Raw genomic sequence first — 15,934 nt, forward strand, 5'->3', positions numbered from 1 at the left:
TTGGAAAGGTAACTTAATGAAAAAATTTAAATTAATGGCAACTTGTTCTGCTGGATTAGAATCAGTTGTTGGCAAAGAATTGAAAGATATGGGATACGATGTTGAAGTCGAAAATGGTATGGTTTTATTCGATGGATTCGTTAAAGATATAATCAAAACGAATCTTTGGTTAAGGGCAGCTGACCGAATAAAAATAATTGTTGGAAAGTTTGAAGCAAAAACTTTTGATGATCTCTTTGAAGAGACTAAAGATTTACCATGGGAAGAAATTATTCCTATGGATGCAAAATTTCCAGTTGAGGGACGTTCTCGTAGTTCTGATTTACATAGTGTTCCTGATATTCAAGCAATTACCAAAAAAGCTATTGCAACTAAGTTAGGTGATTTCTATCATCGTAGAACAAGATTACCTGAAACTGGGGGATTATTTCCGCTAGAAGTTAGAATTTTAAAAAATCAAGTCGTTGATTTACTTGATACAACCGGTCCTAGTTTATTTAAAAGGGGTTATCGTGTTGCTAAGGGTGAAGCACCTTTAAAAGAAAATATGGCTGCTGGTTTAATTTTATTAACAGATTGGAAACCTAAAACAATGCCATTTTTAGATCCGATGTGCGGTTCTGGAACCATTCCAATTGAAGCTGCTATGATAGCACGTAATATTGCACCAGGAATTCAACGAGAATTTGTTTTTGAAAGTTGGGATTGGGTAGATAAAAAATTAGTTGATGAAATAAAAGCTGAAGCAGATTCTAAAGCAGATTATGATAGTGAATTTGATATCACCGGATCAGATGTAAACGGTGAAATGATTAACTACTCTAAAGTAAATGCACAAGAAATTGGTTTACTTCATGATATTGATTTTAGACAATTAGCTGTTCAGGATTTTCATACTAATAAAAAGAATGGAGTAGTTGTTACTAATCCTCCTTATGGTCAACGAATGGGTGACCAAGAAGCTGCTGAAAAACTTTATCGAGACTTAGGTAAAGTATTCATTCCAATGACTACCTGGTCTAAATATTATCTTACTAGTGATTTAAACTTTGAAAAGGCCTATGGTAAAAAAGCAACTAAACGACGTAAATTATATAATGGACGAATTAGAACTGATTACTTTCAATATTGGAGCAAATCAAATTTTAAAAAATAGAGGTAATTAATGAAAAAGAAAGTTGCAATTATCGGAGGAGGAATCGTTGGATCGTCTGCTGCTTATTTTTTAAATTGTCTTCCGAATAATGATAAAATAGATGTTACCTTGTTTGATGATGGTCAGGGACAAGCTACTATGGCAGCTGCCGGAATAATTTCTCCTTGGTTATCCAAACGAAGAAATAAAAAATGGTATCAACTAGCAAAAGATGGAGCAAAATTAATTGCTAAAATTGCTGTTGACACCAATATGAATTCTGAAACTTATGCAAATAATGGAACTATTATTACCAGAAAAAATGCTGATGATTTAACTAATCTTTTTGAATTAGCTAAGAAAAGAAAATTAGAAGCACCTCAAATGGGATCCATTGAAATTCTCACTAAAGAAGAAATTACAAAAAAAATTCCAATTATAAACAAGCCATTATATGATGGTTTGTTTATTTCTGGGGGCGCTAGGATTGAAGGTGGTTTTTTTTGTAGACATTTGCTAAATATTGCTCAAAAAAATAACCTTAAAATCTTGAAGGGTAAAACTACATTTCAAGATGATCATAATTTAGAATATAAACATCAAATTTATTATTTTGACAAAATTATTGTCGCTACAGGGGCATGGGCGAAACAAACACTAGCTCCATTAGGGATTAAATGTAAAATACGTGCCCAAAAAGGACAATTGATTGAAGTTAAAGTCCCATCTTTTAAAAATGATCAAAAAATGCCAGTAATGATGCCTGAATCAGAATTTGATTTAATTCCTTTAGGTCAAGGAAAACTTATTATTGGGGCAACCCATGATAATGAACAACAATTTGATTTAAACATTGAAAAATCAGTAACTAATCATTTAATAACTACTGCTCATCATTTTGTAACTGGTATTAGTACAAATGATGTTATTATGGAAAGAGTCGGTACACGTGCTTATACTAATGATTATGCTCCATTTTTTGGAACTATCCCTGGACATGATAGTATTTTAGTTGGAAGCGGATTAGGCTCTTCAGGATTAACTACTGGGCCATTAGTTGGCAAATTTTTAGCTGAGTTAGTTTGTAATGAAAAGCTTAACTTCGCACATTATAGAAAACCAATTGGGCAATACATTAGTTAAGTTCATGTAATGCTTGTTGAGCAAGCATATGTGCACCTTTATTTTGTGATTCTGGGATCCAATTAATAAAAACTTGTTGAAATTTATTTTCTATTTTTATGATTTCATTAACATATATTTGATATTTTTTGGCATATTTTTTGTTTAAGCTATCAGCAAGTATCTTACTATCAGTATAGTATGTGACTATTACATGCTGTAATTCATTATCATTAATTTCATTGATAAGCGATTTAAATGCAAAAATACATCCCATGAACTCGGCTGTATGATTATCGTTAGCTTTTAAAATTGTTTTTAATTGAGTTTGTTGGTGTTTATTAATAATTAATACACCAGCACTACTTTTTAAGTTAATTGGATTTACAGCAGCATCAGAATATAATTTATAAAACATTGATTTTCTCCATTTCAAAAAGAGGTAGTGTTTATGATAACGCAAAAAAGGAAATTTTTGTATCAACCACCATTACTTACAAGTAGTATTTGTTGGAGTTGGACATTAATCGTTATGTTGATTGGTATAATTATTTGGTTGGAAATAACACATTTTCAAACAATTACTTTAGGTTTTTTTATTGCTTTTGCATTTTTAACATGGATTCAAATTTATTTTAGAAAGATCTTTGTTGGCAATGGAAAGATTGATATTCATAGCGTCTTAAATCCATTTGGAAAGAAAATAAGTATTAGTTCAATTACTAATATTAAAACAAAAAGGAATAGTATTTCTTTCGATGCTAATGGAAAGAATTATAAATTTTTATTACCTTCGAATTCATTAATTGAATTACAAGAAATTATTTCAAAAAAACAATAATAGAAATGAGAAAAAAGTGAGATTTTCAAAAAAAAACAAAATAAAATTTACCTTAATCACAATCTTTGGAATTATTTTATTGCTAATTGATCAAATTTCAAAATTAATGATTCGATCTTTAATTCCAATTGGGAAAATCATTAAGTTTATTCCAGGGATTTTATCAATTACAAATTTACAAAATACTGGAGCAGCTTGGAGTATTTTGACTGGAAATTCCTTTTTGTTTATTGTTATATCAGTTATAGCAATCTTTATTTTTGGTTATCTTATTTGTGAATATTATGAAAATTATCATTATACTATCGGTCTTGTTTTAATGTTAGTTGGAACAATTGGAAATTTGATTGATAGAATTTTATTTGGTTATGTAACTGACATGTTTCAATTAGATTTTATTAATTTTCCAGTATTTAACGTTGCTGATAGTTGTCTCTCGGTTGGGGTATTAATCATTATTTATTCACTCGTTTGTAAAGGAAAGTAAGATGGATAATCGTAAGTTTACAGTCAAAAGTAATGGAATTCGCTTAGATAAAATAATTTCTGATAATTATACTGATCTTAGTCGTTCTCGAGCTGGAAATTTAATTAAAGAAAATCATGTATTAGTGAATGAAAAAATTGAAAAACCAAAATATAAAACTAAATATGAAGATGTTATTACAGTAGCAATTCCTGAACCTAAAAAACTTGATTTGGAACCAGAAAACATTAAATTAAACATTGTTTATGAAGATGATCAAGTGATTGTCATAAACAAACCGCAAGGAATGGTTGTTCATCCAGCACCTGGTCATCTAAATCATACTTTAGTTAATGCTCTTTTGTATCATACAAAATTATCCAGTATTAATGGAACTATTCGACCTGGAATTGTTCACAGAATTGATAAAGATACCTCAGGATTATTAATGGTTGCAAAAACTGATATTGCACATAAATCTTTATCACAACAATTGAAAAATAAGACGAGTCGTCGAAAGTACATAGCATTAGTCCACGGTAATATTAAAGAAGACCGTGGAACTATTAAAGCTCCTCTTGGTAGATCACCTAAAGATCGTAAAAAACAAGCAGTGATTACCGGTGGTAGAAATGCTGTAACTCATTTTAAAGTTTTAGAAAGATTCGGTAGCGATTATACATTGATTCAGTGCCAATTAGAAACCGGTAGAACACATCAAATCAGAGTTCATTTAAAGTATATCAATCATCCTTTAGTTGGAGATCCATTATATGGACCACGAAAAACTATTAAAGGACATGGTCAATTTCTTCATGCATCAGAATTAGGTTTTAAACATCCAACTTCAGGGAAAGAAATGGATTTTTCTAGTCAACTTCCAATAATTTTTGAAACAACTTTAAAAAATTTAAGGGAACAATATCATAGTAAAAAAGAAGGAGATACCTATGAATAATGAAAAAGTTGTATTGGACAACATGTCAATGCAAAGGGCATTAACTAGAATCACATATGAAATAATTGAGAAAAATAAAGGCGTTAATAACTTAGTTCTGATTGGTATTAAAACTCGTGGAGTTTATTTAGCTAAAAGAATAGCAAATCGACTTAAAAAATTAGAAAACACAGATGTTCCAGTAATCGAATTAGATATTACTAATTATCGTGATGATAAAAAAGAGAAAAATAATAGCCAAAAAGTCGCTACAAATGTTGTTGATATAAATGAAAAAAATATTGTGTTAGTTGATGATGTTTTATTCACTGGCAGAACAGTTAGAGCTGCATTAGGTGCTATTAATGAAATCGGTAGACCCAAGCGAATTAATTTAGCTGTTTTAGTTGATCGAGGACATCATGAACTTCCAATTAGAGCAGATTTTGTTGGTAAAAATATTCCTAGTTCGAAAGATGAAACTATAAAAGTTTTAGTTTCTGAAATTGACGATCGTGATGGGGTAGAAATCACAAAAAAATAACTATAAATATTTTAAAGTAAAGAGGGCGATTTTTTGGTGAAAAAATATTTAATACTTGATGATGGAACTTCCTTTGTTGGCGAAGCCTTTGGTGATTTGTCTACAGCAACTGGAGAATTAGCAATCAACAGTAATTTAAATAATTATCAAGAGTCACTCACAGATCCTTTGTATCATAATCAAATAATTACTTTTACGCAGCCTTCAATTGGAAATATTGGAATTAATCCTAAAAGTTATGAATCTATTTTAACTTCTGCTAAAGGAATTGTAGTACATCAAGAGGAAAATATTTCATTTTCACATCTGAAAAATTTATCTTTAAATTCTTTTTTAAAAGAACGTCATATTCCAGGGATATGTCAGATTGATACAAGAGCACTACAAAAATATGTTCATACTCATAATGTGAAAAAAGCTAGCATTGTTAATAATAATGATGCACATGCCTTTGATCAATTACAAGCATCAGTATTAAGTAACCAACAAATTCAATCTGTCGCTACTCCTAAACCATATCTTGTACCAGGAAGCGGTATTACTATTGTGGTAATTGACTTGGGTCTCAGAGAATCCATTGTACGGCAATTATCTAAATTAAATTGTAATTTAATTGTAGTTCCTTGGAATACTAGTTTTTCTGAAATCAAAAATTTAGATCCAGAAGGAGTTGTGATTTCTTCTGGACCAGGTTCTCCAGAAGAAATTGAAAATTCTGTAATAGATAATATTTTGGAGATTCAAAAAGAATTACCGTTGTTCGGAATTGGACTTGGTCATGAATTAATTGCCATTGTTAATGGTGCAAAAATTAAAAGACTAAAAATTGGTCATTATGGAGATAATCATCCAGTAAAAAAGATTATTACAAATGAAATTGTTTACCCACATCAAGCACAAGATTATGCAATTGTGACTGATTCCGTTGATACCTCAAAACTAATTATTACTTATGTTGATTTAATCAATGGAACAGTTCAAGGACTTAGAAGTCGCGATTATCCTACTTTTTCTGTTCAATTTTTACCGGAAAGTGCATTAGGTATAGAAAACAATTTAGATCTTTTTGATGAATTTATTGAAAGCGTAGTAGCTCACAGGAGAGTTAAATATGAATTGTGAGATTAAAAATATTTTAATAATTGGTGGTGGCCCTTCTGATGTGGGTCATGAAAACGAACAAGATGCTGCTGCTTTTCAAGCTTTTTCTATGTGGAAAAATATTGGAATAAAAACATTTATTATTGATAATAATCCTTATTCATTGTTGTTACAGGAAGTCCCTGCAAGTGACGTATTTGTTAAAAATATCAACACACAAAACGTTGAAGAAATTATTAAAACAAAAAAAATTGATGCAATTACTTCTATTTATGGAAAAAAGGAAGCATTAAAAGTAATTCAAAGACTAAACAAGAACGGTATTTTAAAAAATTATAATGTAAAAATTATCGGTCTGAATGAAAATAATATTTCATTATTTGGTGGAATTAAGGATAATGTTGATAACAATACAGTATTAGCAAATCGATTGCTTGAAAATGACATTCCAATATTAGCTTCTAACATTATTAATGATTTCGATGAATTAAGAAGTAATATTGAAAAAATAAAGTTTCCTGTATCTGTAAAACCCGTAAATCCAATTAAAGGGCAATATCGAAATGTTTTTCAAAATGTAGAGGATTTAAATGCTCAAATTAATGATATTTTTCAACAATCTAAAGTAAATAAAATTTCTTTAGAAAAAGAAGTTGGAACATACAAAGAAATTGGTATGGTTGCAATTAGAGATAAAGCTGGAACTAAAATGATTATTTCATCATTAGAGGATATGAACCCAGTTAAGGTAAATTCAACTGATTCAGTAGTTTTTGCACCTGCACAAACGTTAAATGATATAATGCTTCAACAACTTCGTGCAACTACTTTCAAAGTAATGGATTGTTTAGGTATAAAAGGAATTTGCCATATACAATTTGCTGTTAATTCAAAAACTGATGAATATTATGTTTTGAAAATAAATCCTTTTTTTAACCAAGAAACTTCAATAGCTGCCAAAGCTACAGGTTATCCTTTAGCTATGATAGTGGCTTCGATAATAATCAATTATTCACTTACAGAAATCAAATTACCGCCAAAATTTAATAAATTAACCCCAATTTTACAACCAATTAATGATCACATCACCGTAAAAACACCAATTTGGCCATTTGATTATTTGGATATGGCTGATTCACATTTAGGACCACATGCTAAAGCTACTGGTGCTGCAATTGGAGTTGGGAGAAGTGCTGAAGCTGCTTTTATGAATGCATTAAGAAGTTCACAACCTAGCCCCAAAGATGTTTTGCCAAGTTATAACTATTTAAGTGAAGATGACTTAATTGAACAATTATTGCATCCAACTGATCAACAGTTGTTAATTTTATATGAAGCAGTAAATCGTGGATATTCAACGAATGATTTAAGTGAAATAACTAAAATTGATGAATTCTTTTTTGTTATTATGAAAAATATTTTAAAAATTGTTAAATTTGTAAAAGACAATCCTTTAGATCCAAAAGCATTATTAGCTGGAGATCGATATGGTTTCGGAAATGGTATGTTTTGTCATTATTGGAATGTTAGCAATCAAACCGTGGTTTATCTGCAAGAAAATTTAAATAATAAAAAGACCTATAAAATGATTGAACCGACCGCAGGCGAATTTATAGAAAATACTGATTCTTTTTATGGTAGTTATGAATCAGAATCTGATAGTAATCAATTAAGTAACAATAGTGCATTAGTTATTGGTAAAGGAAGAAATCATCTTGGGCCTAATACAGCTGCTGATACTTATACTGCTGAGATGTTGATTCAACTTCATAAACTCGGCTATAAAACTATCATTCTTAACAACAATCCAAATTCAGTATCATTAATTCCGATTATTAGTGATAAACAATACATTGAACCAGTTCAACTTGGAGAAATTTTAAATATAATTAAGTTAGAGAAACCGAGTTATGTGTTTTTACCTGGAAATCGTCATTATTTAATTAGAGAACTAAGTAAGTTAAAAGATAATTTTACACTAATTGTTTTACCACCTGATCAAAAAAACGGTATTTGGAATGTGCCAAAAGCTGATTTTGCTATTGATTTATTGGTAAGTCGTAATGAAATCATTCCCATTTCTACGGTTGGATTCAAATCGCAAGAAGACATTGATGACGATGAAGTTGATAAACAAACTGATTATTATATTCCTTTTGGAAAAGATGCTTTAGATATCAAAAAAATAGAAAAAATGGCAAAGAATGAAGTTCAGGAGCATCAATTAACGGGACTAATTCAAGTATTATTCCATACTAATCATCATACTGGTGGATACGCAGTATCTGGGATTACACCATTAAGAATTACGGAAACAATTTTTTTAAATGAAGTCACTGGTATTAATTGGATAAAAATTTTGATGCAAATGTATACTGAACATTTTAATCCATCATTTTTAAAAAAATTAATTCCAAGTATTGATTCAACTAGTCGATTTGCAATTATGCAAATAATTTTCCCATTTAAATCACTTGGAATTAGCAATATTCCTAAAAAAAGAGACTTTGAGATTGGAGCCAAGCTTTCATTTGGCAAATCAATTAGTGATTCACAAAAAAATTTATTGAAATGAGTAAATTGAAAAACAATATATAAATATTTAATTAAAAAAACAGGAAAATAAATTATTTTCCTGTTTTTTGCTAATTGTTTTTAAGTACATTTTCACGAAGATGTTTAAATTTTTCTTTAGTAGGAGTAACATAAACTGTTTTTTGACCTGTATAGGTAACAAAACCTGGTTTAGCACCACTAGGTTTTTTAATTCTTTTTACTACATCATAATCAACAGGAACATTTGCTGAATTTCGGGCTTTAGAATAATAAGCAGCTAACTCGGCTGCTTGTATAATAGTTTCTTCACTAGGATTAAAAGAACGAATAATCACGTGAGAACCATGAATTTTTTGAGTATGCAACCAGGTATCACGCTTGTCAGCTATTTTATGCGTCAGCTGATCATTTTGCAAATTATTTTTACCAACTAAAATAATGGTACCATTATCCGAAACAAATCGTTCTGGTTTGCTTACTTTTGCTTTTCGTTGCTTTTTAACTTTGTTTTTAATTTTAAGATAGCCTTCATTTTGTAATTCTATTTTTATATCAGCTAAATTTTCAGGATCTGCAATTTCAATTTGTGATTTAATATTCTCAAAATAATCTATTTCTGCTTTAGTCTTTTTCAATTGTTGATTAATAAATTTAACCGCATTCTTTTTTTTCTGATATTGCTTAAAATACCATTGTGCATTAGCTGAAGGTGATAAGGAAGGTTTCAAATTAATTTTTATTTTTTTGTTATTGTCATAAAAATTTGGTAATACAATCAATTTCTCGCCAGATTTAACTTGTTTTAAATAAGTCATTAAAATCTCGCCTTTAATGCGATATTCGTCAGCTAATTTAGATTCTTTTTCAGATTGTTCTAATCTTTTTATTTTACGTTTATTCTTTTTTAATTCATTTTGAGTGATTTGAATGAGTTGAGAGCCTTGTTCTCTAACTCGTTCATGGTTTACCTTGGTTTGAAAATAAACATCCAACATTTCACTTAAAGTAGGAAATTGTTTTTCAATCTTTTGATTAAGATAAGGAAAAGCAGAAAAATTTAATTTTCCATTTTCACTAATACTAATAGTTGGGGTTGGATTATTAAAATTAGAAAAAAAGTTCTGATATTTACTTTTGATAGTTGATCCAGGTTCATGAATTGCAGTTGCTAATGCAGTTGAAGTATCTTTACCCAGTCCTTGTAAATATTGGCGTAAATTCGTTGCAAATACACTTACATTAGGAAAATCATGATTAAGTTGATTTATAGTAGTAAAATCATTTAAATCAAAAGGATTAATCATATTTTGTTTAGGCGGGTTAATGTATTTGGAACCAGGAAGAAGGGTACGATAACGATTTTTTTCTAATCCAATTCTTTTGACAGCATCAATAATATTTCGATTCTTTGCTTCTACTAAAATAATATTACTATGTCTAGCCATAACTTCAATAACCAAAACTAATTCTTCAATGTCACCCAATTCGTTTCTAGTATTAAAATGAAAATGCATAACTCGATCATTATCAACTTGATGAATTTTATTAAGAAAACTTCCTCGTAGTCGTTTTCTTAATGTCATCGCAAAATTACTAGGTTCTTTTGGATTGGTAAAGGGAATTTTGGTAGTTTGGATACGTGCATAAAGGGGATTTGCAGATAAAAGTGTCTGATAATTATTGCCATTGGCACGAATTGTCATCATTATTTCGTTAGGATATGGTTCGTTAATTTTTGTAACTCGACCATTCAATAACTCATTATTTAATTCGTTTGACATTGCATGCATAAATGATCCATCAAAAGACATACTAAGACTCCTTGTTTAAATTTGTACCTTTATTTTAGTATACCTTATACTCATACTAACTTATAGTAAATTTACTGATTACTCAATATTGTATAGCACAATTAATGTTATAATATCGATTGGGGGAATTTAAAATGAAAAACATTTTGGCTGCATTACATGATGTAAGTAAAACTCAACAACAAAAATTATTGAAAATCACAAAAAAAAAGGAATTTAACCATTTCAGAATGGAAATTGTTAACTGCAATTAACAATGAATATAATACTCAAGAAAAGTTAGCTAAAGAAATGAGTTTAGATACTTCAACCTTGTCGCGACAATTAAAACGTTTAGTAGAAAAAGGAATGGTTCATAAAACTGCAATAGGCAAGGATAGGAGACAACTTGTCTATAATATTGATGAAAAAGGGGTTAACGCTTACAAAAGTATTGAAAATGACTATCAAACATTCAAACTACACATTTTTGAACAATGGACAGATGAAGAAAAAAATATGTTGAAAATTTTACTTAATCGATTAGAAAATAGTATGACTAAAAATAATAAATGGAGTGAATAAATTGAAAACAGCTATTGTTACTGATAGTTCTTCATACCTTTCAAAAAAAGAGCTCAAAAAATATAATATTCACATAATTCCTCTTGAAATCATTTTTGAAAATCAAAGTTTTCAAGAGGGAATTAATTTATCAAACAAAGAATTTTATCAAAAATTAGACAGTTCAAAAAAACTACCAACCACTTCACAACCCCCAATTGGTAAGTTAATTAAATTATATAATCAATTAGCCGATGAAGGTTATGATACTGTTATAACTATCACACTTGCAGCAACGATTTCAGGATTATATAACCAAGTAGTGAACGTTTCAAAAATGGTTTCAAATATTCGAATTATTCCCTTTGATTCGCAAATTACTGTAAGTTTAATGGGAGATTTAGCAAAATATGCTGCAAATTTAGCTGCACAAAATGTTGATCCAGATACTATTATCGTAAAATTAAAAGAACAACGAGCAACTATTGACGAATTATTTATAGTTGCTGATTTACAAAATTTAGTTAAAGGTGGACGATTATCAAATGCTTCAGCATTTATTGGCGGACTATTAAATATTAAACCAATTTTAACATTTGATAACCAGACTGATGAGATTGTAGCTTTTGAAAAAGTTAGAACGATGAAACGTGCACTTAAACGAGTTGAAAAATTATTTAGTGAAGATTTGGAACATATTGATTATCCAATTAAAGCAATCATATATGATGCAAACGATTCCAAATCAGGAAAAATTTGGGTTAAAAATTTCAAAAAAAATTTTCCAAATATAAATGTCGAGCATAGTTATATTGGTCCTGCAATTGGAACTCATCTTGGTGAAGGTGCACTTGTATTAGGATGGGAAAAAGATTTAAACCTGAAATAATAATTAAATTAATTTTTAAAAATTTATCTAAGAAGCAAATTTAGGGGAAATAGATTTATTTGTGTTATTTTGTCTACTTTACATAATATATATTATACGAAGTAGCTATAAATGATCTATTCTGTGAAAAATGATAAAAATGTTGAATAGACTATTTTTATGGAGAATATTAATTATGCATAATCATCTTACATTTAATCAAATTTACAAAAATAATTTTCCAAGTCCCACTTTTAGTGAACAAAAATATATTTATGTTTTAGAATTTAAAAAAAATCATGAATTGGCTTTTGTTATTACTAAAGTTGGAATTACTCAAAATCCATTTAACCGTATTAATGATTTAAAACGATCAATGCTTGAAAATCATAATTATTATTTAGAAAAAACATATATTTCAAACACTACTTATAATGATCCTAAAACAATTGAGCAAACTATTCATGGTAATTTAGATCAATATCACAGTCACAAACTTAGTTATTCGACTGCCGATAGCGACGGAGAAAGCGAATTTTTTGATTTATCTGCTTCTAAAATATTAGCATTGATTGATAAAATGGACTTGAATATAATTCCTACTGTTGAGCAATTATCATCAAATAAAACGTTAAATACCAATAAACCTGCTTTACTACCCATTAAATCAAACAAATTAATGAAACGAATCCGTGAAATACTATTGGAAGGAAATTACGGTCGTCGCAATCTATTTATGTTTGATTTAGGTCTTGCTACCGGATTAACCCCTAATTCGTTAATGAGTTTGCAAATTAAAGATTTAAAAAAACCTAATGATTTAATTATTTGTAATCAAGCAGACATTAATTATAAAGATATTTTGAGTAACGAAATTTTAAATGAGCTAAATAACTATTTAACTTGGATTTATCATGAATATGATGACGTAACTGAGAATTCTTATATATTTCCATCAAACAAATCAAATTCAGTAACTCATATTAAACAACATGGATTTTATCAAGTAATGCAAAAAACTCAAAAAAAAATTCAAACAGATAAAAACAAAAAGCTTACAAATATCGTCAAACTTGGTACTTTGACTCCAAGAAAAACATACGGCTACCGTTTATATCAAAAAACGAATGATATTAATATTGTAAAAAAAGTATTTAATCAGGATTCAATTATTAAAACAAAAAAATATATTGGTTTAATTTAATAAAGAAAAATTATTGGAGATATAATATGTACTTAAAAAGATTTGTAGAATTATTTATTGCTTATGGAGTTTCGTTTTTAATTGCTATTTGGGTAATTGGTTATCCATTTAATTTTTATCATTTGGGTTTAATTATTTTAGGAGTAATAATTGGATATATTATTTTAGTTATACCCCTAACACTACTTACCATAAAAAAGATGGCTACTCGTGAAAACGCCAGTGGAGTTAACAAAAATAAAAGTAAATTTTCAAAAGTATTAAACGAACTACCTGCTTTTATTTATTTAGCAACTAAGAATAATGATGGTACGATTAGTAACTCCATCATTACCTATTCACAGAGTTCAAAACAAGAAAATATATTTTATGTTGTAACTTCTGCTAATTCGGAACGAGTAAATAACATTAATTATAATTCTCAAGTTGCAATTGCTAGTTTATTTAATAATAAAACTGGTCTTCGCTTCTCTTCTAATCAAGCAACTGCTGAATCCATTACTAATCAAGATCAAATTGAATCATTAACCAATAAAGTACCTCAAATTAAAGAGCTAGACGAAAATCTAACTGATAAAGCAATTATTGTTATTACAATTAAATCAGTAGTAATTGAATCATTTAGAGAACGTCCTGAAAATATTACATTCAAATAAAAAACAGATACTACCAGCTTACATAAAAGCTGAAGTTATCTGTTTTTTTCATATTTTTAACTATATTAAAATTAAATTTATTCTTTATTTTTCCAAACATCTTTTTTGAATTGTTTTCTTCCACCCATTTCTTCAATTTCTGCTCGAAGTGGATTCTTTTTATAAAAATCTTGATGGTAAGATTCAGCTGGATAAAACGGCTTAGCATCTTCAATTTTAGTAACGATTGGTTTATCAAACTTACCAGATTTTTCAAGTGCTGCTTTAGATGCTTCCGCAACTTGTCGTTGTTCTGGACTATTTACATATATTACAGGACGATAACTATCACCGCGGTCTTGGAACTGCCCCATAGCATCAGTTGGATCAGTCTGACGCCAATATATATCGACTAATTCTTTGTAAGAAATAATACTAGGATCAAAGGTAATTTTAACTGCTTCAGTATGACCGGTATTGCCATCACAAACTTGTTCATATGTTGGATTTGCAACATGTCCGCCAGTATATCCAGATTCAACAGATTCAATACCTGGCATTTCATCAAATGGTTTTACCATGCACCAAAAACAACCACCAGCAAAAATTGCTGTTTCTGTTTTACTCATTACATACACCTCCTAATTTTTTAATTACAAAAACTTTTATATTTACCATATCCCTCTTTATCCATCTCATCATAAGGAATAAATTTTAAAGCAGCTGAATTAATACAATATCGTAATCCGCCTTTGTCACGAGGTCCATCAGGAAAAACATGTCCAAGATGTGAATTGGCTTTTGAACTTTCTACTTCTTCACGTATCATACCAAAAGAATTATCAGTTTTTCCTTTAATATTGTTTTGATCAATTGGTTTAGTAAATGCTGGCCAGCCACATCCAGAATCATATTTATCGGCAGAACTAAATAATGGTTCACCACTAACAACATCAACATAAATACCTTTTTTATAAAAATTATCATATTTACCAGTGAAGGCTGGTTCAGTTGAAGCTTCTTGCGTTACAGCGTATTGTTCTGGAGTCAGTTTATTTTTTAACTCTTTTTTATCATAATCATTCATAATATCACCCCTATTTATTCTACTACTAATATTAATCAATAATAATTAAATTGCAAGCAATTTAATTCATTTAAAAAGAATCGTACTTAAAAGTACGATTCTAAATTAAAAATTATTTTTCTGGATCTAATTGCTCAGTTAATGGTGGAACAACTTGTTTCTTTCTAGAAACTACACCTGGTAAATTCATTACATCATTATCAGCAAATTTGTTATTAAATGCTTTTTCTACAAGATCCTTGGGTTCTCCAACAATAATTAATTCAGAATTACTTGTAAGAACATTAGTTGCTAAAACTAAAAATAAATCATAATTTTCTTCTTTAGATTCAGTTTCCATCGCTTTTTTTATTTCTGGAAGACGTTTATTAATATCCTCTAAATCAACCACATTAATTTGATCAATTCTGACATTTTTACCACCGAGTACAAATGATTTAGCATCTCCATCAATTAATTCTTTGTCCGACTTAGCGTCAACATTAGTTCCAGCTTTAAGCATTTTAATACCATATTCTTCATAGTTATCAACTCCAGCAATATCTGCCAATGCTTGTAACGCATCTCTATCTATCGCTGTTGTGGTGGGAGATTTCAAAAGTAATGTATCAGAAATAATAGCAGACATCATTAATCCAGCAATTTCTTTAGGGATATCAATTCCTTCTTCAGAATACATCTGTGTCAAAATTGTTGAACAACAACCATAAGGAGCGGCCCGATAATATAATGGTTTTGCTGTTTCAAAACCACTTATTCTATGATGATCAACTACATGTGTAACTGTTAACTCTGCAATGTCGCTAATACTTTGTTGTGGTTCGTTATGATCTACCAACATTACTTTATCAGTTTCAGGTCTTGCAGCTTCAACAATTCTAGGAGCTTTTACCCCAAAATAATCCAATACAAATTTAGTTTCTGCGTTTACAGGACCCAACGCAACTGCCTCTGTATCGTATCCATCTTGTTTTTCTAAATATGCTAACCCAATTGCTGCTGCAATTGCATCAGTATCGGGATTTTTGTGTCCAAAAACTAGCTCTTTAGTCATTTAATTATCTCCTTTAATAACTTTATATTA

General features: G+C 29.3%; 17 protein-coding genes. 12 read left to right on the top strand and 5 right to left on the bottom strand.

Annotated elements, in window-relative coordinates:
• The first annotated feature begins 16 nt into the window (after nt 1-16).
• Together BHU33_RS01855 and BHU33_RS01860 are read left to right on the top strand one after the other, a co-directional pair.
• Nucleotides 17-1,156, top strand: coding sequence for a THUMP domain-containing class I SAM-dependent RNA methyltransferase (locus BHU33_RS01855; RefSeq protein WP_054646186.1), 1,140 nt, complete (start codon nt 17-19; stop codon nt 1,154-1,156).
• Between the two features lie 9 nt (nt 1,157-1,165).
• The gene (locus tag BHU33_RS01860) at nt 1,166-2,278 is read left to right on the top strand and encodes an NAD(P)/FAD-dependent oxidoreductase (RefSeq protein WP_054646185.1); all 1,113 of its coding nucleotides are present in this window, start codon (nt 1,166-1,168) and stop codon (nt 2,276-2,278) included.
• On the opposite strand, the gene BHU33_RS01865 is transcribed toward BHU33_RS01860, so the two are convergent.
• Nucleotides 2,271-2,675 (bottom strand): ribonuclease HI family protein, encoded by a 405-nt coding sequence (locus BHU33_RS01865; protein ID WP_054646184.1) that lies wholly within the window; start codon nt 2,673-2,675, stop codon nt 2,271-2,273. The two genes, BHU33_RS01860 and BHU33_RS01865, sit on opposite strands and share 8 nt — an antisense overlap.
• A gap of 33 nt (nt 2,676-2,708) precedes the next feature.
• On the opposite strand from BHU33_RS01865, the gene BHU33_RS01870 reads away from it, so the two are divergent.
• Genes BHU33_RS01870 through BHU33_RS01895 form a run of 6 tightly spaced genes read left to right on the top strand, consistent with a single transcriptional unit; the run spans nt 2,709 to nt 8,721 of the window.
• Complete coding sequence (locus BHU33_RS01870) at nt 2,709-3,098, top strand: EbsA family protein (RefSeq protein ID WP_054646183.1); 390 nt, start codon at nt 2,709-2,711, stop codon at nt 3,096-3,098.
• 16 nt (nt 3,099-3,114) lie between these two features.
• On the top strand, nt 3,115-3,585 hold the full coding sequence (lspA, locus tag BHU33_RS01875; protein ID WP_225354770.1) for a signal peptidase II: 471 nt from the start codon (nt 3,115-3,117) through the stop codon (nt 3,583-3,585).
• A 1-nt stretch (nt 3,586) separates the two neighbouring features.
• Complete coding sequence (locus BHU33_RS01880) at nt 3,587-4,522, top strand: RluA family pseudouridine synthase (protein WP_054646182.1); 936 nt, start codon at nt 3,587-3,589, stop codon at nt 4,520-4,522.
• Nucleotides 4,515-5,045: a bifunctional pyr operon transcriptional regulator/uracil phosphoribosyltransferase PyrR gene (pyrR, locus tag BHU33_RS01885; RefSeq protein WP_056997609.1), complete on the top strand. Its 531-nt coding sequence runs from the start codon at nt 4,515-4,517 to the stop codon at nt 5,043-5,045. The genes BHU33_RS01880 and pyrR overlap by 8 nt, the downstream gene beginning before the upstream one ends.
• A gap of 33 nt (nt 5,046-5,078) precedes the next feature.
• Nucleotides 5,079-6,167, top strand: coding sequence for a carbamoyl phosphate synthase small subunit (locus BHU33_RS01890; RefSeq protein ID WP_054646181.1), 1,089 nt, complete (start codon nt 5,079-5,081; stop codon nt 6,165-6,167).
• On the top strand, nt 6,157-8,721 hold the full coding sequence (locus tag BHU33_RS01895) for a carbamoyl phosphate synthase preATP-grasp domain-containing protein (protein ID WP_056997608.1): 2,565 nt from the start codon (nt 6,157-6,159) through the stop codon (nt 8,719-8,721). The genes BHU33_RS01890 and BHU33_RS01895 overlap by 11 nt, the downstream gene beginning before the upstream one ends.
• A 70-nt stretch (nt 8,722-8,791) precedes the next feature.
• Here the strand turns inward: BHU33_RS01895 and BHU33_RS01900 are convergent, their stop codons facing one another.
• Entirely contained in the window at nt 8,792-10,513 is a 1,722-nt protein-coding gene (locus BHU33_RS01900) for an Rqc2 family fibronectin-binding protein (RefSeq protein WP_056997607.1), read from the bottom strand.
• Nucleotides 10,514-10,750: 237 nt separating this feature from the next.
• Between BHU33_RS01900 and BHU33_RS01905 the strand changes: the two genes are divergently transcribed.
• From BHU33_RS01905 to BHU33_RS01920, 4 genes are all read left to right on the top strand, one after another.
• Nucleotides 10,751-11,077 carry a MarR family winged helix-turn-helix transcriptional regulator gene (locus BHU33_RS01905; protein ID WP_318529175.1) on the top strand — a complete coding sequence of 109 codons (327 nt, stop codon included), beginning with the start codon at nt 10,751-10,753 and terminating at the stop codon, nt 11,075-11,077.
• 1 nt (nt 11,078) lies between these two features.
• On the top strand, nt 11,079-11,945 hold the full coding sequence (locus BHU33_RS01910) for a DegV family protein (protein WP_054646180.1): 867 nt from the start codon (nt 11,079-11,081) through the stop codon (nt 11,943-11,945).
• 175 nt (nt 11,946-12,120) lie between these two features.
• Nucleotides 12,121-13,128: a GIY-YIG nuclease family protein gene (locus tag BHU33_RS01915; RefSeq protein WP_056997606.1), complete on the top strand. Its 1,008-nt coding sequence runs from the start codon at nt 12,121-12,123 to the stop codon at nt 13,126-13,128.
• 26 nt (nt 13,129-13,154) lie between these two features.
• On the top strand, nt 13,155-13,784 hold the full coding sequence (locus BHU33_RS01920; RefSeq protein WP_054646178.1) for a pyridoxamine 5'-phosphate oxidase family protein: 630 nt from the start codon (nt 13,155-13,157) through the stop codon (nt 13,782-13,784).
• Nucleotides 13,785-13,861: 77 nt separating this feature from the next.
• Here the strand turns inward: BHU33_RS01920 and msrA are convergent, their stop codons facing one another.
• The 3 genes from msrA to BHU33_RS01935 all read right to left on the bottom strand — a co-directional run bounded on the left by msrA (nt 13,862) and on the right by BHU33_RS01935 (nt 15,904).
• A complete protein-coding gene (msrA, locus tag BHU33_RS01925) occupies nt 13,862-14,392 on the bottom strand; it encodes a peptide-methionine (S)-S-oxide reductase MsrA (RefSeq protein WP_054646177.1) in 531 nt (176 codons plus the stop codon).
• A gap of 20 nt (nt 14,393-14,412) precedes the next feature.
• Complete coding sequence (msrB, locus tag BHU33_RS01930; RefSeq protein ID WP_054646176.1) at nt 14,413-14,850, bottom strand: peptide-methionine (R)-S-oxide reductase MsrB; 438 nt, start codon at nt 14,848-14,850, stop codon at nt 14,413-14,415.
• A gap of 112 nt (nt 14,851-14,962) precedes the next feature.
• Nucleotides 14,963-15,904 carry a manganese-dependent inorganic pyrophosphatase gene (locus BHU33_RS01935; RefSeq protein ID WP_056997605.1) on the bottom strand — a complete coding sequence of 314 codons (942 nt, stop codon included), beginning with the start codon at nt 15,902-15,904 and terminating at the stop codon, nt 14,963-14,965.
• Between the last annotated feature and the right edge of the window lie 30 nt (nt 15,905-15,934).

Source organism: Fructilactobacillus lindneri DSM 20690 = JCM 11027 (assembly GCF_002907375.1).
In the GTDB taxonomy this organism is placed as follows: Bacteria; Bacillota; Bacilli; order Lactobacillales; family Lactobacillaceae; genus Fructilactobacillus; species Fructilactobacillus lindneri.

What these genes read in the sequence shown, in the direction of transcription:
- BHU33_RS01920 (WP_054646178.1), top strand. Translation starts at nt 13,155, where the DNA reads ATGTACTTAAAAAGATTTGTAGAATTATTTATTGCTTATGGAGTTTCG.
- msrA (WP_054646177.1), bottom strand. Translation starts at nt 14,392, where the DNA reads ATGAGTAAAACAGAAACAGCAATTTTTGCTGGTGGTTGTTTTTGGTGC.
- msrB (WP_054646176.1), bottom strand. Translation starts at nt 14,850, where the DNA reads ATGAATGATTATGATAAAAAAGAGTTAAAAAATAAACTGACTCCAGAA.
- pyrR (WP_056997609.1), top strand. Translation starts at nt 4,515, where the DNA reads ATGAATAATGAAAAAGTTGTATTGGACAACATGTCAATGCAAAGGGCA.
- BHU33_RS01915 (WP_056997606.1), top strand. Translation starts at nt 12,121, where the DNA reads ATGCATAATCATCTTACATTTAATCAAATTTACAAAAATAATTTTCCA.
- BHU33_RS01880 (WP_054646182.1), top strand. Translation starts at nt 3,587, where the DNA reads ATGGATAATCGTAAGTTTACAGTCAAAAGTAATGGAATTCGCTTAGAT.
- BHU33_RS01895 (WP_056997608.1), top strand. Translation starts at nt 6,157, where the DNA reads ATGAATTGTGAGATTAAAAATATTTTAATAATTGGTGGTGGCCCTTCT.
- BHU33_RS01865 (WP_054646184.1), bottom strand. Translation starts at nt 2,675, where the DNA reads ATGTTTTATAAATTATATTCTGATGCTGCTGTAAATCCAATTAACTTA.
- BHU33_RS01870 (WP_054646183.1), top strand. Translation starts at nt 2,709, where the DNA reads ATGATAACGCAAAAAAGGAAATTTTTGTATCAACCACCATTACTTACA.
- BHU33_RS01900 (WP_056997607.1), bottom strand. Translation starts at nt 10,513, where the DNA reads ATGTCTTTTGATGGATCATTTATGCATGCAATGTCAAACGAATTAAAT.
- BHU33_RS01855 (WP_054646186.1), top strand. Translation starts at nt 17, where the DNA reads ATGAAAAAATTTAAATTAATGGCAACTTGTTCTGCTGGATTAGAATCA.
- BHU33_RS01860 (WP_054646185.1), top strand. Translation starts at nt 1,166, where the DNA reads ATGAAAAAGAAAGTTGCAATTATCGGAGGAGGAATCGTTGGATCGTCT.
- BHU33_RS01935 (WP_056997605.1), bottom strand. Translation starts at nt 15,904, where the DNA reads ATGACTAAAGAGCTAGTTTTTGGACACAAAAATCCCGATACTGATGCA.